23 protein-coding genes are annotated in these 16352 nt (G+C 37.8%); 4 read left to right on the top strand and 19 right to left on the bottom strand.

Annotation, left to right across the window (positions count from 1 at the left end; all coding sequences use genetic code 11):
* Window positions 1-130: 130 nt before the first annotated feature.
* A complete protein-coding gene (locus ACN6MT_RS10185) occupies window positions 131-1294 on the bottom strand; it encodes an iron-containing alcohol dehydrogenase (RefSeq protein WP_419955777.1) in 1164 nt (387 codons plus the stop codon).
* A gap of 128 nt (window positions 1295-1422) precedes the next feature.
* Here ACN6MT_RS10185 and ACN6MT_RS10180 point away from each other — a divergent pair, with 128 nt between their 5' ends.
* Entirely contained in the window at window positions 1423-1653 is a 231-nt protein-coding gene (locus tag ACN6MT_RS10180; protein WP_034674139.1) for a DUF378 domain-containing protein, read from the top strand.
* Between the two features lie 37 nt (window positions 1654-1690).
* On the opposite strand, the gene ACN6MT_RS10175 is transcribed toward ACN6MT_RS10180, so the two are convergent.
* From ACN6MT_RS10175 to yugI, 3 genes are all read right to left on the bottom strand, one after another.
* On the bottom strand, window positions 1691-2980 hold the full coding sequence (locus ACN6MT_RS10175; protein WP_419955776.1) for a Glu/Leu/Phe/Val family dehydrogenase: 1290 nt from the start codon (window positions 2978-2980) through the stop codon (window positions 1691-1693).
* A 23-nt stretch (window positions 2981-3003) separates the two neighbouring features.
* Window positions 3004-4203 (bottom strand): ornithine--oxo-acid transaminase, encoded by a 1200-nt coding sequence (locus ACN6MT_RS10170; RefSeq protein WP_419955775.1) that lies wholly within the window; start codon window positions 4201-4203, stop codon window positions 3004-3006.
* A gap of 156 nt (window positions 4204-4359) precedes the next feature.
* Window positions 4360-4764 carry a S1 domain-containing post-transcriptional regulator GSP13 gene (gene yugI, locus ACN6MT_RS10165; protein WP_034674133.1) on the bottom strand — a complete coding sequence of 135 codons (405 nt, stop codon included), beginning with the start codon at window positions 4762-4764 and terminating at the stop codon, window positions 4360-4362.
* 204 nt (window positions 4765-4968) lie between these two features.
* Here yugI and ACN6MT_RS10160 point away from each other — a divergent pair, with 204 nt between their 5' ends.
* A complete protein-coding gene (locus ACN6MT_RS10160; RefSeq protein ID WP_034674131.1) occupies window positions 4969-5184 on the top strand; it encodes a helix-turn-helix domain-containing protein in 216 nt (71 codons plus the stop codon).
* 202 nt (window positions 5185-5386) lie between these two features.
* Complete coding sequence (locus tag ACN6MT_RS10155) at window positions 5387-6211, top strand: alpha/beta fold hydrolase (protein WP_419955774.1); 825 nt, start codon at window positions 5387-5389, stop codon at window positions 6209-6211.
* A 29-nt stretch (window positions 6212-6240) separates the two neighbouring features.
* Here ACN6MT_RS10155 and ACN6MT_RS10150 read toward each other — a convergent pair whose 3' ends face one another.
* From ACN6MT_RS10150 to ACN6MT_RS10120, 7 genes are all read right to left on the bottom strand, one after another.
* Entirely contained in the window at window positions 6241-6504 is a 264-nt protein-coding gene (locus tag ACN6MT_RS10150) for a DUF1871 family protein (protein ID WP_419955773.1), read from the bottom strand.
* A gap of 25 nt (window positions 6505-6529) precedes the next feature.
* The gene (locus ACN6MT_RS10145; RefSeq protein ID WP_063255461.1) at window positions 6530-6907 is read right to left on the bottom strand and encodes a PH domain-containing protein; all 378 of its coding nucleotides are present in this window, start codon (window positions 6905-6907) and stop codon (window positions 6530-6532) included.
* Between the two features lie 103 nt (window positions 6908-7010).
* Window positions 7011-8198 carry an alanyl-tRNA editing protein gene (locus ACN6MT_RS10140; protein ID WP_419955772.1) on the bottom strand — a complete coding sequence of 396 codons (1188 nt, stop codon included), beginning with the start codon at window positions 8196-8198 and terminating at the stop codon, window positions 7011-7013.
* 85 nt (window positions 8199-8283) lie between these two features.
* Entirely contained in the window at window positions 8284-8613 is a 330-nt protein-coding gene (locus ACN6MT_RS10135; RefSeq protein WP_419955771.1) for a hypothetical protein, read from the bottom strand.
* 124 nt (window positions 8614-8737) lie between these two features.
* Window positions 8738-9253, bottom strand: coding sequence for a superoxide dismutase family protein (locus tag ACN6MT_RS10130; protein WP_419955770.1), 516 nt, complete (start codon window positions 9251-9253; stop codon window positions 8738-8740).
* 79 nt (window positions 9254-9332) lie between these two features.
* On the bottom strand, window positions 9333-9548 hold the full coding sequence (locus ACN6MT_RS10125; protein ID WP_402619239.1) for a hypothetical protein: 216 nt from the start codon (window positions 9546-9548) through the stop codon (window positions 9333-9335).
* Between the two features lie 88 nt (window positions 9549-9636).
* Window positions 9637-10374 (bottom strand): peptidylprolyl isomerase, encoded by a 738-nt coding sequence (locus tag ACN6MT_RS10120; RefSeq protein WP_419956417.1) that lies wholly within the window; start codon window positions 10372-10374, stop codon window positions 9637-9639.
* A gap of 98 nt (window positions 10375-10472) precedes the next feature.
* Here ACN6MT_RS10120 and ACN6MT_RS10115 point away from each other — a divergent pair, with 98 nt between their 5' ends.
* Window positions 10473-10853: a kinase-associated lipoprotein B gene (locus ACN6MT_RS10115; protein ID WP_419955769.1), complete on the top strand. Its 381-nt coding sequence runs from the start codon at window positions 10473-10475 to the stop codon at window positions 10851-10853.
* Window positions 10854-10891: 38 nt separating this feature from the next.
* Here the strand turns inward: ACN6MT_RS10115 and kapD are convergent, their stop codons facing one another.
* The 8 genes from kapD to ACN6MT_RS10075 form a co-directional block, all read right to left on the bottom strand.
* Window positions 10892-11512, bottom strand: coding sequence for a 3'-5' exonuclease KapD (gene kapD, locus ACN6MT_RS10110; protein WP_419955768.1), 621 nt, complete (start codon window positions 11510-11512; stop codon window positions 10892-10894).
* 174 nt (window positions 11513-11686) lie between these two features.
* Entirely contained in the window at window positions 11687-12070 is a 384-nt protein-coding gene (locus ACN6MT_RS10105; protein WP_063255454.1) for a hotdog fold thioesterase, read from the bottom strand.
* Window positions 12071-12193: 123 nt separating this feature from the next.
* On the bottom strand, window positions 12194-12427 hold the full coding sequence (locus ACN6MT_RS10100) for a hypothetical protein (protein ID WP_034674857.1): 234 nt from the start codon (window positions 12425-12427) through the stop codon (window positions 12194-12196).
* A gap of 220 nt (window positions 12428-12647) precedes the next feature.
* Entirely contained in the window at window positions 12648-14156 is a 1509-nt protein-coding gene (locus tag ACN6MT_RS10095) for a leucyl aminopeptidase (protein WP_419955767.1), read from the bottom strand.
* A 113-nt stretch (window positions 14157-14269) separates the two neighbouring features.
* A complete protein-coding gene (locus ACN6MT_RS10090; protein ID WP_419955766.1) occupies window positions 14270-14887 on the bottom strand; it encodes a 3D domain-containing protein in 618 nt (205 codons plus the stop codon).
* Window positions 14888-15021: 134 nt separating this feature from the next.
* Window positions 15022-15345, bottom strand: a complete 324-nt coding sequence (locus tag ACN6MT_RS10085) for a YuiB family protein (protein ID WP_034674848.1) — start codon at window positions 15343-15345, stop codon at window positions 15022-15024.
* Between the two features lie 173 nt (window positions 15346-15518).
* The gene (locus ACN6MT_RS10080) at window positions 15519-15647 is read right to left on the bottom strand and encodes a YuiA family protein (protein WP_169803757.1); all 129 of its coding nucleotides are present in this window, start codon (window positions 15645-15647) and stop codon (window positions 15519-15521) included.
* 156 nt (window positions 15648-15803) lie between these two features.
* A complete protein-coding gene (locus ACN6MT_RS10075; protein WP_419955765.1) occupies window positions 15804-16295 on the bottom strand; it encodes an NUDIX hydrolase in 492 nt (163 codons plus the stop codon).
* Window positions 16296-16352 lie beyond the last annotated feature (57 nt).

Genomic DNA, 16352 nt, shown 5'->3' with positions numbered 1-16352 from the left:
CGAATGCTGGACAGATTATCAAGAAGGGTATCTCCTTGTAAGCGTACCCATTTTCGCCATTTTTTTTACATCTCTCACTTTTTGTCGAAAAAAAAGAAACAAGCATAAATTTTATGCTCGTTTCTTTTAATTAAAGTGATTCACGATAGATGGCTAATACGTCTTCTCTTTTTAGTTTTGTAAAGTTTCCGAATTCCCCGTAGACCATAGCTCTGTCTGCCATTAATTCTAGCTGGCTGTCATCGATATTATAGTCTGCTAAGCGGGCAGGTGCTCCAATACTGTTCCAGTATTCACGTAATTTCAGTATACCCTCAAGTCCTGCCTCTTCTGCAGTTTTACCTTCTGGGTCGACTCCAAAGACTCTTACAGCCAGCTGCTTAAAACGTTCTGGTTTTACTCTTAGATTATGTTTCATCCAGTGAGGGAATAAAATCGCCAGACCCCCGCCATGTGGGATATCATACACTGCTGATACAGCATGTTCAAGATTATGGGTAGCCCAATCACCACGGTAGCCCATATTTAAAATACCGTTTAATGCCATTGTCCCACTATAAAGGATCGTTGCACGATGTTCGTAGCTTTCTAAATTCTCTAACAGTTTAGGTGCTGTTTCCATTACAGTAATAAGTAATGATTCACACATACGATCCTGGAATAAAGTATTTTCTTCCAAGTGAAAATAATGCTCTAATACATGTGACATCATATCGACAATCCCATAAATGGTTTGGTCTCTTGGAACAGAGAAAGTATGTACAGGATCCAAAATTGAGAATTTAGGAAAAGTAAATGGACTTCCCCAGCCATATTTTTCATTTGTCTCCCAATTGGTAATGACAGACCCCGAATTCATTTCTGAACCAGTAGCGGCTAGCGTAAGGACAGTTCCAAATGGTAATGCCTCGTTTACGGCTGCTTTTCTAGTAACCAAGTCCCACGGGTCGCCATCATACTTTGCACCTGCTGCAATTAACTTCGTACAATCAATAACACTTCCGCCGCCAACAGCTAAAAGTATGTCTATTCCTTCATTTTTACAGATTTCTACCCCTTTACGAGCTGTAGTAATCCGAGGATTCGGTTCAACCCCAGGTAATTCAAACACTTGAGCGTCGATTTCTTTCAATAAGTTAATGACATTGTCATAAAGACCGCTGCGTTTAATGCTTCCTCCGCCATAAACTACAAGTACTTTCTTTCCATAATGAGGAATTTCAGATTTTAGCTGTTCAAGTTGCCCTTTACCAAAAATTAATTTGGTTGGATTCCAAAAAGTGAAATTTTGCATGATATGCACATCCTTTCCACATCCATTATTATCGAAAAAAAATTTTTTTGCAAAGGTTATACTGATGTATATTTTTTCTCCAATTCAGCAAGCTAATAGTGAAAGTATATTGATAGGAGGAATCTACCTTGAGTACCATTCAAAGAATTGCCCTAATCCTTACCATTATCGGTGCTATTAATTGGGGATTAATTGGTTTTTTTGGATTTAATTTAGTTGAAGCTATTTTTGGGGATAATTCAGCACTATCCAGAATAATATATGGCTTAGTAGGAATAGCTGGACTTATTAACCTAGGACTACTGTTCAAGCCAAATGAGCAGCATGTGAGAGAACCACAAACAGATACAACTCGATAAGAAAAAAAATCCTTGCATTGCTTTTGCAAGGATTTTTTCATATCCATCCCCTAAACTCTGCCGCTTCTACCATTTTTCTTACACCGACCATATACGAAGCAGTCCTCAAATTTACCTGATTGAGCTTTGAGATTTCATATATTTGATGAAACGCACTGATCATTTTTTCACGTAATTTAGTTTCGACTTCCTCTACATCCCAATAATAACCCTGCTTGTTTTGAACCCATTCGAAATAAGAGACAGTAACTCCACCAGCTCCAGCTAGAACATCGGGAACCAGTAGTATTCCCCGTTCAGAGAGAATTCTTGTCGCCTCAATGGTCGTAGGACCATTGGCAGCCTCGACGATAATCTTTGCTCTAATATTTGGAGCATTCTTAGCTGTAATTTGATTTGAAACCGCCGCAGGAACCAGAATATCACAGTCCTGTTCGAGCAATTCTTCGTTGGTAATGGTTCCATCAAATAGAGAAGTGACAGTACCAAAGCTGTCGCGGCGACTAAGTAAATAGTCAATATTTAAACCATCCGGATCATAAAGGGCGCCATATACATCAGAAATCCCAACGATAATCGCTCCCGAGTTACTCATGAATTTTGCGATGTAACTGCCCGCATTACCGAAACCTTGGACAATGATACGTGCCCCCTTAATGGGAAGTCCACGTATTTTTGCAGCTTCTCCGATACAAATGGCTGCACCCAGTGCACCTGCTGCTTCCCTAACTTCTGACCCTCCAAGGACTAGTGGCTTCCCCGTTATAAAACCAGGAGAGTCGAACTTCCTCAAACTACTGTATTCATCCATCATCCAAGCCATGATCTGAGAGTTTGTATACATATCGGGTGCTGGGATATCTTTGGTTGGGCCAACAATTTGACTGATAGAGCGAACGTAACCGCGGCTTAGGCGCTCTAGTTCACCAAATGAAAGGGTACGGGGATTACAAATAATACCTCCCTTTCCACCTCCAAATGGTAAATCAGCAATACCACATTTCATGCTCATCCACATCGACAATGCCTTTATATCATCGTCAGTTATCTTAGGATGAAAACGAACGCCGCCAATCGTCGGTCCAACAGAATCATTATGCTGTGCTCGATAACCGCTAAAAATTTTAACAGAGCCATCATCCATTCGAACCGGAATTCGCACTTGGAGCATCCGGACCGGTTCTCTCAACAACTCAAAAGCAGATTCTGGAAGTCCTAATCTTTGCAATGCATCATGAATAACAATCTGTGTAGATGTAAGTAGATTTAATGTCTCTTTATCTTTATCGTTTTCACCTGCACGTTTCGTTATATCCTTCTTCCCCATTTTTGGCACCTCAAGTTTTTCATTTAACTAAGTACTTTATTAATGCGTTCAATCGCCCAATCTAATTCATCCTTCGTAATAATTAGAGGAGGGGCGAAACGAATTACAGTATCATGTGTTTCCTTACATAACAGTCCTTGTTCTTTTAATTCTTCACAATATTTTCGCGCTGGCTCATTTAATTCTACACCGATAAACAATCCACGGCCTCTTACTTCTTTAATCCTTGGATTCTGGATTTCTTTTAATTTACTTACAAAATATCCGCCTAACTCTAAAGATTTTTCTGAGAGTTTCTCATCAATCAGTACATCTAGAGCAGCGATTGATACTGCGCAGGCTAGTGGGTTTCCTCCGAATGTAGAACCGTGAGATCCTGGATTAAATACACGTAAAACATCTTTGTTTGCGACGACACAAGAAATTGGGAATACTCCCCCGCCAAGCGCCTTACCTAGAATATAAATATCAGGGTCAATTCCTTCCCACTCACAAGCAAACATTTTTCCTGTGCGAGCCAAGCCAGCTTGGATTTCATCCGCGATAAAAAGCACATTGTTTTGCTTACATAATTCAAAGGCTTCTTTCATAAAGCCTTCAGGAGGAATAACTATACCAGCCTCACCTTGAATAGGCTCAATTAAGAAAGCTGCGGTATTCACAGAAATTGCTTCTTTTAAAGCTTCTAAATCTCCATATGGTATTAATTTTATTCCTGGAAGCATTGGTCCAAATCCACGTTTATATTCAGCTTCTGACGATAAGGAAACAGCAGTCATGGTTCTCCCATGAAAGTTTCCTGTGCAAGCAATTATCTCTGCTTGGTTCTCAGCAACTCCTTTTATATCATAAGCCCAGCGTCGTGCTGCTTTAACCGCTGTTTCTACTGCTTCAGCACCTGTATTCATAGGAAGCGCCATTTCTTTTTTTGTTAATTTGCAAATCTTTTCATACCACGGACCTAATTGATCATTATGAAAAGCGCGGGAAGTTAACGTTACTTTATCTGCTTGATCCTTTAATGCTTGAATAATTTTTGGATGCCGATGGCCCTGGTTAACTGCTGAATAAGCACTTAACATATCCATATATTTATTACCTTCAGGGTCTTCTACCCATACTCCTTCTGCGCGTGAAATAACAATTGGAAGTGGGTGATAGTTATTTGCCCCGTATTTCTCGGTTTTTTCAATTAAGCCTTTCGTTTTCTCTTCTGCTGCCATAATACTTTATCCTCCGTTCAAAAGGGAATTATGTACATTTCTATTGTAGCCGAGCCTGCCAAAAGAATGAACCATTACCCAAAAAACTTTTTAATGAAAAATAAAAAAACCTAGTTCTGCCAGTAATTAGCAAGGAACTAGGTTTTTTAATGATTATTATTTCTTGATTAAATCTTCACGCTGTGATTGGTCAATCCATTCCTGAAGCTTGTCTTTTAATGTGTTAAAACCTTGTTGGCCTTCAACTTCTGGAACAATTGCAGCAGCTTGACGCTTACGAGGCTTTTTTGGTTTAGCAATTGTTTGTTGTACTGGAGCTTCTTCCGTTGCACGAATCGATAAACCGATTTTTCCAGCATTTTCATCTATAGATAATACCTTAACCTGCACTTCGTCTCCGACTTTCAGATGGTCGTTAATATCTTTCACATAACCATGTGTAATTTCGGAGATATGGACAAGACCTTGTGTATTTTCATCTAATGCTATGAACGCTCCATAAGGTTGAATTCCTGTTACTTTACCTGTTAAAACACTTCCAGTTTCGATCTTTTCTGTCATAAAAACACTCCTAAGAAATAATTATTTTATCTTCTATATACGCAATAAAAAATTATAGCACATTGTGAACATTTAATCAAAAAAGGTTTTCCTTAAATTTAATTAGAATAGTTAACATAATGTTCGAAAACGATTTTTTCAAGTAAAAAGAATTTTATGATAGAATAAAGATGGGATAATGTCTAAATAGGAGAGGTGATCATTTTGAACACAATTGGCAATACAATCAAAAATTACCGTGAGCATTTGAAAATGACGAAAGAGGATTTAGCTCAAAAAATAAGAGTAGGAATTCATACCATTGAAAAATATGAATCTGGCGAACAAATCCCTAGTACCCAAACCCTTCTTAAATTGTCTACTGTTCTTGATATTCCTGCTTCTGAACTATTATTAGACCAACTAGACCAACATATTTAAATTTTTAAAACACTGTATAGAATATAAAAAATTAGGAAATCACTATTATATAAGCTTTCTAGTATTCCCCCCTTTTTTGAAGTGGACAACCACATATGGTTAGTCCTCTTTTTTTTCAAAAAAATGTAGCCGTAAGTGTTAAATAAGTGATTACTGGAGAAATTATAATCACTGATATCTCAGCAGAAGGCGGGTTGAATAGGTGGAAGAGAAGGTTTTTTATCGAAATCAGCTAGTCAATAATATAAATCTTTATTATGAATTCTATCCAAATCCTAATTCTAAAAAAACACTTGTACTACTTCATGGATTTCTATCTTCTACTTTTAGTTATCGTAGATTAATTCCTTTTTTAAACAAAGAATTTCAGGTGGTTTCTATTGATCTTCCTCCCTTTGGAAAAAGCGAGAAAAGCAACAAATTTGTTTATTCCTATCGTAATCTTGCACAAACAGTTATTCAGCTTGTTTCCTCACTCAATTTAAAAGAGATTACTCTTATTGGTCATTCTATGGGCGGGCAAATCGTGCTTAATATTCTTCATCAACAGCCCGATATTGCCGAAAATGCGGTTCTCCTATGCAGTTCATCTTATGCGAAACGTTTGAAACTGCCTTTAATCATCGGAAGTTACATTCCCTATTTCCACTTGTATGTAAAGTTTTGGCTCGCTCGTTCAGGTGTAATGAAAAATCTTCAGAATGTAGTTCACGACCATACAATGCTAAATGACGAAATGCTTTTTGGCTATCTAAAGCCCTTCTTAGAGGATGAAATTTTCTTAGCCTTAACCAGAATGATACGTGACCGTGAAGGGGATTTATCACCCGGATCTCTCAGCCAAATAACCCATCCCTGTTTATTAATTTGGGGCGAGTATGATAGAGTTGTCCCATTATCAGTTGGACAACGCTTAAAAAATGATTTAAGAAGGTCTGAACTGATTATCTTAAAGGAAACCGGTCATTTAGTTCCTGAAGAACGTCCAGAAGATGTCTTTCAGCATATTAAACAATTTTTGGCATAAAAAAAAAACGACAGCATAACGCTGTCGTTTTATATTACACAGGAATCGTTATCCTTTATTGCCAGCAACTTCTTTGCTATTTTTAAGCATTGATCAATAGGAATGACTTTTTCAAAGGAGAATTCGTATATACTTTGTATTCTCTTTGCAAGCTTATCTGGTTGGTCTAATTCATGTATCGCTTGTATGGTATCTGCGATTTCGGTGTCGTAATGGCCATTTTTTAATTTGAAGGGGTCCCATTCATTTAATAAGTCCACAAATTGCAGATTTGTTTTCATTTCACTTTCCATTTCATTCTCTCCTGCTCCAGATAATCTATTTTAGAACATATTCTGCAAGTACGGTTTGAAGTTCGTATATGTTTAAGTTTTTGTTAAATTGTTTTTGAAGCGGGAGCGCGTTACCTGAAATCCATATTTTTAATTCTGCATCTAAATCAAAGCTTCCTGCAGTCTCGATGCTGAAATGGGTAATACTTTTATAGGGGATGGAGTGATATTCAACCTTCTTACCTGTTAACCCCTGCTTATCCACAAGAATCAGCCGTTTATCAGTAAATATAAATAAATCCCTAATTAATTTATACGCTTTTTCAATTCTTTCATCTTTAGCAAGAATTCTTGCAAACTCCCTTTGTGCTTCTGCTTGGTTTACCTCAGAGGCATTTCCCATCATACCATCAAAAAATCCCATCTTCCCCCACACCTTTCCTAACCTTTAACTTTATTATACTGATTAATCCTTACAATAAAAAGCTAGGCGTGACAAAGACGCCAAACCTCAAATATATGCTCATCTATTCGATTAAATCTACCAAATGCTTCAGCATTTGTTCACCTGAAATTACCGCTTCCCCTCCACCTTGTGCAAAGGAATCACTGCCTCCACCCTTACCGTTTATAAAGGGAAGTACATTGCCCATAACCTTTTTCATACTTCTATTTTCTGCAGATCCACTTGCACACACTAGCTGTAACCTATCCTCATTATGAGAAACAAATAATACGATTGCTTCTTCTTCTTTTTCTATGATCATTCGGGCTAATTTTTGCAGTTCCTGAATACTTTTGTTTTGAAAAACTTTACTGACAATTTTTTTCTCCATTTTGGCTATTAAGCTTTTTGCTTCATATTGCAGTATTGTTTCTAATGATTGTTCTAATTTTTTTTCGGCATTTTTTCCATTCTCTAACAGTCGACTAACCGCTTGCTGCATTTCTTTTTCTGGAGCATTAAGTAGTTTCGTTAGCTCCATAAGTACCTTATGTTTTTGGCCTAGCTGTTTAATCACACGATTTCCGCACACAAATTGTACTCGTGTCTTTTTCTTTTGCCTCTCCCAGTCCAATAATTTGATTGCCTGAACTTCTCCCGTGGCTTTTGGGTGAGTTCCACCGCAGCCGTTATAATCAAAGTTCGGAATAATTACCAGTCGAATATTTTCTTTTACTTTTGTTTCTTTTCGAAGATTATAATGAACTAACTCCTCTTCTGTAACCCACTTGGTTTCAATCAACCGATTCTCTATAATGATTTGGTTAGAAAGTTCCTCTGCGCGTGCCGCTTCAGATTCCAAGAGATTCTCAGTGTCTAGATCAATGGTTACAATCTCATTTCCTAAATGAAAGCCTACTGTCTTGTATCCGAATAGCTGTTCAAAAGCGGCAGATACAATATGCTGGCCAGCATGCTGCTGCATGTAATCAAATCGTCTATCCCAATCAATAACACCTTGTACGGCTGCGTTTACATCATCTAGTTCTTTTTCGAGGTAGTGACGAACTTCACCCTCAACCTCTTCAACAATAAGAACTTTACTATTTTCAATGGTTCCAACATCATGCGGTTGTCCCCCGCCTGTTGGATAAAATGCAGTTTGTTCCAACACAATATAGTTATTTCCATTTTCATCTTTTCTTTGTGCTATCACTTTTGATGAAAACGATTGTATGTAAGGATCTTGATAAAATAATTTATTTCCCATTTTTGCATTCTCCTAGTGTTTATTAATAATAAAGCCTGTTCCCTCAATTATGAAGAAACAGGCTTGATCCGTCTAATTTTCGGGCTTATTTATTTGACTTTCCATTTGGTTTGTTCATCTTTGTATTCCTATATTGTTGAAAACCACCCATTTGTGGATAGCCTTGCTGATAGCCTCCCATTTGCGGGTAGCTTTGCTGGAAGCCTCCCATTTGCGGATAGCCATGTTGATAGCCCCCCATTTGCGGATAGCCATGTTGATAGCCTCCCATTTGCGGATAACCTTGATGATGGCCTCCCATTTGCGGATAACCCTGATGATAGCCTCCCATTTGTGGATAACCCTGATGATAGCCTCCCATTTGCGGGTTACCAGGTTGTCCAGAAAAGCCGCCAAAAAATTGTCTACTTGCCATTATAATCTCCCCCTTACAGTCTACACGCTAGTGTATGTCAAACTATTCGGAAAAGCTTAGATAAATGGCCTATTTTAGAAGTGACATTAAATAAATAGGCTGTGTTAAAGGCAAATACGCAACGTTACTTTTCCTTGGAGATTTCACCGCATGCAATGATATCACCGGCCTCCCCTTCTGGCTGGGTCATGCCATCATCTTTTTCTTCATGTATGACAATGGTGGTTCCATCTTTTCTAATCAGCGTCGCCTTACCATCTTTTAATGTTACACTCGGAGCCATTAATTCTGCTTTTACTGTTCCGTCATCCTCTACAATTAAATTAGGAAGGTCTCCAGGGTGCGCGCCTTTCGGGTGCAAAAGACCATGCTCTTTATCATCGGGATTTAAATCCTTTCCTGATGATTTGAAGTCAGGAGTCTTACATTCACCCTTATCATGAATGTGAACAGCGTGTTCTCCATACGGAAGTCCCTTTAAATCAAAAGTTAATTTTACTCCACTTGATACCTCATGCAATTTAACCGTTCCGACAGAATCTCCCTTATCATTTATCATTTTCACATCAAGTTTTGTAATATCCTTTTCCAAACAACCCGTTAGTAGAATAAGTGGGATGATGACTAAAGCTCGTTTCATAAATATCCCCCCAGATAGACATTTTGTCATAGTATTCACTTCGAGTGGGAAATTTATGTAAAAAAAAAGAAACAGCGGCTTAATGTTCACTGTTTCCTTGACTATGTTGTTGAGAAAGTAATTTTTCCTCGAGTTCTTTTGCTTTCATCGCTTCCCGCTTAGAGACCTTGATAATGAACCGCATGGTTAATAGGGCCCCAATCATAAAAATCAAAAATGTAATTGCCGCTGGGCCGTATTCCGATTTATCTTCTGGAAAGTATAGAAATAACGATAATACAAATGACTGGATCATCTTTTTCTCCCTTTCTTTAAAGGAATGTTACTAAAGATTTATTATAGCAACAAAAAGTGTATCCTGCCATTATTTGAAGCCCAAAGGGTTACTTTATTACCTTAATACCTTTAATAATTACATCTTCTTCTGGTTTATCCTTAGCGTCTACCGGAGTTTCTGAGATCTTATCAACGATATCCATTCCCGCCACGACTTGTCCGAAAACTGTATGGCGATGGTCCAGCCAAGGTGTGCCCCCTCTTTCTTCATAAGCCTCAATAATTTCTTTTGGGTATTCTGCTTTTTCCATTTCGGTTTTCATTGAAGGGTCTACTGATTTTTTCGTTACAATAAAAAATTGACTCCCATTTGTATTAGATCCTGAATTAGCCATGGATAAAGCTCCGCGTAAATTAAAAAGATTAGTGGAGAACTCATCCTCGAACGGCGCTCCGTAAATACTATCTCCACCAGTTCCGTCTCCATTCGGATCGCCGCCCTGAATCATGAAGTCATTGATGACCCGGTGAAAAATTAGTCCATCATAATACCCATCTTCACCATGTGTTACAAAATTTTCTACCGCTTTTGGGGCATATTCAGGGAACAACTTAATTTTAACGGTACCCAGTGTCGTTTCTATTTCAACCAGTTTTTCATTCTCGGAAACCTCATTTGAAAGTTGAGGATAAACTGCATTTTCCACTTGATTGCTCCCTTCCTTTTCCTCTGTTTTTGAAGCATTACTCTTAGGAGCTGCTTCCTCTGTCTCTTTGCTTGTCCCACATCCAGCCAGGATAAGCATACCAATCAGTAACACTAACCAATATCGCATTTTCTTCATCACTATCATCCCTCCATTTTATTAATTTAACCGATATTTTTGTTTTTTGCACTTCGTTTTTTATATAATAGGTTAAAGAAGATGGAGGGGTGGTTTTTTTGTCAGAATTGCAGATTGGGGATATGGTTACCGGCATTTATAAAACTGGAAAATATATTGGGGAAATTACAGAAGTTCGTCCACAGCATTATTTAGTCAGAGTTTTAGCTGTTGTCAAACATCCTATGCAAGGAGATTTACATAATCCAAAAGAAGCGGATGTACTTATTTTCCACGAAAGAAAAGCTCTCTCATATAGAGAGCAAACCAATATTCCAAAGCAAATGGTCAAACTTTTCACGGAGGAAGTACCTGACTATCTCGCGTCATTAAGACAAGCAGTTGAAAAAATGAAAAATGAATTAACAGAAAACGCTTCTGACTGGGCAGAATTGAGTCTAAAAAGTGTTGCTTCCCTTGAAAAGGATTATTTCAAATAAACAAGTTAAGGCCAAATCAGATTGAATGATTTGGCCTTTTATGCGAATTCATTTAATAGTTTTGAAAAATCGACGCGATCACCGATTGTAGTTGGTTTTGGCTTTTCCAAATAGCGTTTATCCTTTTCAACAAGTCGGAATATGTTGTAAGTAGTCAACGCGTCATCCAGCGCTCTATGGTGCCTTCCTGTTCCTTCTTTTCCATACTCCTGTACTGCTTTCCATAAACCTGTCTGGTTCTGGTCCCCAAAGAACCTCTTATACTCCATAGATAAATCTAATTCGGCTGCTTTAAACGGAAATGCCACCCCTGCTTCTAAACAATTATGCCTTAGTACCTTCATATCCATATTTCCCCAAGTGACAATGGTAGTTTCATACTGATTATTGAATTCTCCTAATTTCCGGACGAGTTCATAAAATGAAATTCCCTGATCAACCTGCTGCTGTGAAATATGTAAGAAAGATTTACAGCGTTCTGATAAAGCTGGGAATTTAAGAGGAGTTACATAGGACGAAAATTGCTCTGTAATTTGATCATCAACAACTGCAACGAGTCCTACTTCAATAATCTCCGCAAAAAAGTCTTTCATACGAACATTTCGTTCAGGCATGGTAAATTCAAAATCAATAAAGATAGTTTGTCTCTTTTCCTTCATTTTTCCACCACCTTTTTGACGTCTTCTTACTACCATTATATAAAGAAACCTGTACAAAGTATTGTACTAATTCTCTATATTTCTTATATTATATCACGAAATTATCATAAATTTTTTAAATATTTTTTCAATTAGGCCAAAAAAAAGATGGAAAGTATCCCATCTATTTTTATATCACTTTTTTAATTTAATTACTGCGATTGTACATCTTGAAATACAAATAAGACGGTCCTTTTCATCCGTAATTTTGACATCCCAAACCATTGTTGTTTTGCCCTGGTGCAGGACCGTCCCTATAGCTGTTACGGTTCCTTCTGTAATCGGACGAACATGGTTAGCGTTAATTTCTAAACCTGCAGCGCCTTCTGTTTCTTTATCAACCAATTCATATGCACCAACACTTGCAACTGTTTCTGCAAGGGCAACAGAGGCACCGCCATGTAATAAACCAAATGGCTGGCGGGTTCTTTCATCTACTGGCATGGTTGCAATAACCTTCCCCCGTTCTAAATGCGTTATTTCAATACCTAATGTTTCAATTAATGTGTTTTTAATCATTTTTTCTCCTTTCGAAAGTATCAGTGGTAAATGTCCTTCTATATATTCTTTTTTCAGTTAAAATATCCTCTTACTATGTAGAAAAAAAGGAAAAAACAGCCTAGAAAGCTGTTTTTTACCATTTTAATAAAAACCAGGGGCTCCAAATCCTGGGTAACCAAATCCTGGATACCCAAATCCCGGATAACCAAATCCTGGATAACCAAATCCAGGGGCTCCAAAACCAGCACCATAAAATGGTCGAGGATAAAATAAAGCACTTCCTAATAGTCCACCCACTAAACCGCCTAAAAACGGCAGCCCAAAACCAATAAATCTCTGACCTCTTACTGGATACGGACTTCGATATTGATACATCAAACAAACCTCCTTTTAATCTCTATACTTGCCTACACTACTTCATATGCAAAAAGAAGTCAGATGGGTTGGGCAAATAGAAGGTGGCAGCGCCCGTTTCGTCAAATATAGATAAGAGTCACTCCTTGAAATAGAAACAAAATACCCACGAAATGTGAAATTTCGTGGGCTTTATTTTCCTATAAGAGCAAAAATCAATCGTACAACATCGCTTTAAACATTACTTTTCAATTGGCTCAAAACGCTCAACAAATAAAGCAAGTGTCCTGGTCATTACACCTGTTGCCCCTGCAGGACCAAGATCATGTTCCTTAGACGTCGTAGACGTTCCAGCAATATCCAAATGAACCCAAGGAGTTCCCTCTGTAAATTCACCTATAAAGGCACCCGCTACGATGGCATGCCCTTCACTGCCAGGAGAATTATTTAAATCTGCCACTTTGCTGTTTCTAACTCGTTCTTTATCCTTTTCAAACAACGGTAATTGCCAGATTGGCTCTCCTGCTTCCATAGAGGCCTCTAATACTTGTTCATACAATGTTTCGTGATTTGTCATGGCACCGGATGTATGTAATCCAAGTGCCGTAATAACACCACCAGTTAAGGTCGCCACATCAACTAAATATTCCGCTCCATGGTGCTTAGCATAGGTTACAGCATCGGCTAATACGAGTCGGCCTTCTGCATCAGTATTTAATACCTCAATAGTTTTCCCGCTCATCGAGGTGATCACATCATCCGGTTTGAAGGCATTACCCGAAATCATATTGTCCGTTGAAGGAATAACCGCGACAACGTTTTGCTCCGGTTTTAATTCTCCGATAATTTCCATAGCACCTAGAACAGCTGCAGCTCCGCCCATATCCGATTTCATACCTACAATGCCAGCTTTCGTTTTGATAGAGTAACCTCCTGTATCAAAGGTAATTCCTTTTCCAACCAATCCAATTACGTCTTTCCATTGCTCTTTCCCTTGGTACTTAAGAACAATCATCTTCGGAGGTTCTGTAGATCCTTGGTTAACAGCCAAAAATGCTCCCATACCCAGCTTTTCAATCTCTTCCTTATCAAGTATTTCAATTTCAAAGTCATATTTAAAAGCAAGCTCTTTTGCGTATTCCGCCATATCCGTTGCAGTAAGGAGATTTCCTGGAATATTTACAAGTGTACGGGCAGAGTTCGTTCCTTTTCCAAAAGCGCGGCCAACTGTTAAGGAAGCATGAATTTCTTCCCCATCAAGACTTTCACTATAGACAGTGATATTTTCTATTTTCTTTTCCGGCTCATTTGACTTTTGCTTATAGCCGTAGAATTGATAGGTTGACAACGTAAATGCTTCACTCACAGCGTGTGCTGCTTCTTGCCCGCTTACAGACCCCGCCGTTAAGGTGTCCAAGAAAACACCACATTCTTGAAGCTTGCTTGCTTTTAAAGCTTTAAACGTCCTCCCTAAAGCCTCACATAGCCTTTCAAAGTTGAAATCTTTTTCCTTTCCAAGACCGACAAACCAAATTCTTTTTGCACCGACTTTTCCGAAGCTATGTATTTTGCTAATATTTTTGAACTTTGCTAAGATATCACCCGCTTTAACAAGCTCTCTTAATTGACCTCCAAATTGGTCATCCAATTTCTCCAATATACCTGTAAACTTTTCTGGTTTATCAAAAAGTCCAATAATCAATCCCTCATGCTCTGATGAAAGGTCAATTTCTTTTTTTACTTCAAACATGTTTTCCACCTCCGTGTAGATTACCTGTTCATTATATCGGAAACATGAATATATTTCGACTTTCTAAGTATCTCTTACATTAGACAATAAAAATAGCAGGCTCTATGCCTGCACTATTTTCTCTCTGAACCAATATACTGCTGACGGAACACCTGCATCGATTTATCTTCATTTAAAGCTTGTAACTCTCCCTCAGTGAGATTTCCATTCCCTTGTTCAATAATATATACATCGATTTCCTTTTTCCCCCACTTGTTATAAACGTCCTCAACCGTTTCATAATAAAGGTCGACTTTATCTCCCTTAATAGCTCCGCCTTTATCAGCGACTACTCCATAACCATAACCAGGAATAAATAGAATGGTGCCAATCGGAAAAACAGAAAGGTCTGCTGCAACAGTTGAATATAAATCTCGTTTTACTTTGACACCTGAATAGGTAATTCCATACTCAGGGTGGCTTTCATTTTTGCCTGTGGATTCATAACCTGCTGTATATCCTGTTGCGATAACTGTTTTTTTCGGATACTTTGACCAATCAAAGGCGTCCTCTAGCGCTTTAGGTTTCTCTGAGCTTGCAGCGTTAGAAGCTGCATGAGCTTCAAGTTCTACCATTTGTTTAATAAACAATTTAAGATCAATGCCTGTAATGGATTGAACAGTCACTAATATGGCCATCAGGAAAAGAACGGTCATCGCAAAACGCTTTGTCCAATTTTTAAAGTTATTCATTAAAATTTCACTCCTCCCAAAATATTCATTTCCTATCCAACTAGGAATTATTCAAAAAGGAGTAAAATCCTATTCATAAAAAAAAGCTTTTTTACCTAAGTTACTCCGAAAGTGGAGCATCTTAGGCAAAAAGCTTAAAACATTTGATATCCATTTTTTCGTAACATTTTAATCGTAACACCCGCAGCAATGGCCCCTGCTAGTCCACTAAGTAAAATTAGGATATCTGCTGTTGCTAATGACCCTAACTTTTGACCAAGCTCTTGAAAAGCAATTTTACTATTAGTAATGTATTCGATAAACTTTACTTTATCAACAATAAATATAGCAATGATTGGATAAATAATTGCCATAATCCATGACATCCTTAAAAGCATGTTTAAAATAAAACCAATTCCAAAAAACAAAACAAAGAACAATAAGATCGAAATGATAAGAACCACAATACTCATCTGCATGGAAATACCTCCTTTACACACATCCAAATATAAGTTTACTTAATGTCCAAAAAGGAGTCAATCCTAACATCTTAGATTATGGCTATACGAAAGAGGAAAAAACTTCAAAAAAAATAGCCTCCCGAAGTTTCTCGTGGAAGCCCAGCCCTATGTCATTTTAGGATCTTGAAAAACTATTTTTCCTGTTTCTTTCCAGAGCCCTCGCAGCAGGTACATGTTTCAGAACCCCCAAGCAGTAGTTGAAAATATCCGGTACCTGAACAATAATCACAATTTCTTGTATCTAAACTAGTCGTATTCATTTCTATCAGCTCCTTAAAATATTATTTAAATTTTCTGATAATATATCAAGAAACTCACAGAAAGAAAAGGACGAAATTTAACCGAATTTAGGGGTGAAAACGGATACATCATAAGTTTTCTTTCATTTTCTAAGCGTGACTTAAATTTTCTAAAGATTAAAAAAATAATTTATAAGCACTATAGTTAAACTGATCTCCAGGGTTTAGTTCATCGTTTCCTGGCTTAGTAAAAGTGATGTTTTGTTTAATTAGGTAGTGCAGCATAATCGAAGCTTCTTTTTCTAGAAGGAGGTCCTCAGGCGCAATGAATCTTGCTTCATACAGTTCATTTTCTTGGTGTTTGATTTTTCCTTCATCAAGTGGTTCAAGTAAAAAAACGAGCAAATTATCACTTATTTCGTCTGAAATGACACCCGTTCTTAGCCCAATTAATCCCTTGACAACACAATCTATGCCGGTTTCTTCCTTTACTTCCCTAACCACTGCTTCATCCGCTGTTTCACCTTCTTCTACAAATCCAGCTGGAAGTGACCACTTTCCTTTTAGACCACCATAACGCTTTTTAACAACCAGCCAAGTCCCTTCAGATGATTTGACCAACCCTCCAACAGCTAACCACACTTTGCCTCGTTTTGTCTTATTACTCATAAAAACCCCCCTTACTTCTCCTTTTTATTTAATATAGTAACAAAAAAAGGACAGATT

The sequence above is a fragment of the Neobacillus niacini genome (assembly GCF_048572935.1).
GTDB classification, from domain to species: Bacteria; Bacillota; Bacilli; order Bacillales; family Cytobacillaceae; genus Neobacillus; species Neobacillus niacini.
The sequence above is the reverse complement of the archived record's forward strand: the minus strand, read 5'-3'. Positions and strand labels throughout refer to the sequence as shown.

Excerpts from the sequence above, each read along its gene's own strand:
- ACN6MT_RS10185 (WP_419955777.1), bottom strand. The coding sequence starts at position 1,294 with ATGCAAAATTTCACTTTTTGGAATCCAACCAAATTAATTTTTGGTAAA.
- ACN6MT_RS10175 (WP_419955776.1), bottom strand. The coding sequence starts at position 2,980 with ATGGGGAAGAAGGATATAACGAAACGTGCAGGTGAAAACGATAAAGAT.
- ACN6MT_RS10170 (WP_419955775.1), bottom strand. The coding sequence starts at position 4,203 with ATGGCAGCAGAAGAGAAAACGAAAGGCTTAATTGAAAAAACCGAGAAA.
- yugI (WP_034674133.1), bottom strand. The coding sequence starts at position 4,764 with ATGACAGAAAAGATCGAAACTGGAAGTGTTTTAACAGGTAAAGTAACA.
- ACN6MT_RS10150 (WP_419955773.1), bottom strand. The coding sequence starts at position 6,504 with ATGGAAAGTGAAATGAAAACAAATCTGCAATTTGTGGACTTATTAAAT.
- ACN6MT_RS10145 (WP_063255461.1), bottom strand. The coding sequence starts at position 6,907 with ATGGGATTTTTTGATGGTATGATGGGAAATGCCTCTGAGGTAAACCAA.
- ACN6MT_RS10140 (WP_419955772.1), bottom strand. The coding sequence starts at position 8,198 with ATGGGAAATAAATTATTTTATCAAGATCCTTACATACAATCGTTTTCA.
- ACN6MT_RS10135 (WP_419955771.1), bottom strand. The coding sequence starts at position 8,613 with ATGGCAAGTAGACAATTTTTTGGCGGCTTTTCTGGACAACCTGGTAAC.
- ACN6MT_RS10130 (WP_419955770.1), bottom strand. The coding sequence starts at position 9,253 with ATGAAACGAGCTTTAGTCATCATCCCACTTATTCTACTAACGGGTTGT.
- ACN6MT_RS10125 (WP_402619239.1), bottom strand. The coding sequence starts at position 9,548 with ATGATCCAGTCATTTGTATTATCGTTATTTCTATACTTTCCAGAAGAT.
- ACN6MT_RS10120 (WP_419956417.1), bottom strand. The coding sequence starts at position 10,374 with ATGAAGAAAATGCGATATTGGTTAGTGTTACTGATTGGTATGCTTATC.
- kapD (WP_419955768.1), bottom strand. The coding sequence starts at position 11,512 with ATGAAGGAAAAGAGACAAACTATCTTTATTGATTTTGAATTTACCATG.
- ACN6MT_RS10105 (WP_063255454.1), bottom strand. The coding sequence starts at position 12,070 with ATGATTAAAAACACATTAATTGAAACATTAGGTATTGAAATAACGCAT.
- ACN6MT_RS10100 (WP_034674857.1), bottom strand. The coding sequence starts at position 12,427 with ATGTATCAATATCGAAGTCCGTATCCAGTAAGAGGTCAGAGATTTATT.
- ACN6MT_RS10095 (WP_419955767.1), bottom strand. The coding sequence starts at position 14,156 with ATGTTTGAAGTAAAAAAAGAAATTGACCTTTCATCAGAGCATGAGGGA.
- ACN6MT_RS10090 (WP_419955766.1), bottom strand. The coding sequence starts at position 14,887 with ATGAATAACTTTAAAAATTGGACAAAGCGTTTTGCGATGACCGTTCTT.
- ACN6MT_RS10085 (WP_034674848.1), bottom strand. The coding sequence starts at position 15,345 with ATGCAGATGAGTATTGTGGTTCTTATCATTTCGATCTTATTGTTCTTT.
- ACN6MT_RS10080 (WP_169803757.1), bottom strand. The coding sequence starts at position 15,647 with ATGAATACGACTAGTTTAGATACAAGAAATTGTGATTATTGTTCAGGT.
- ACN6MT_RS10075 (WP_419955765.1), bottom strand. The coding sequence starts at position 16,295 with ATGAGTAATAAGACAAAACGAGGCAAAGTGTGGTTAGCTGTTGGAGGG.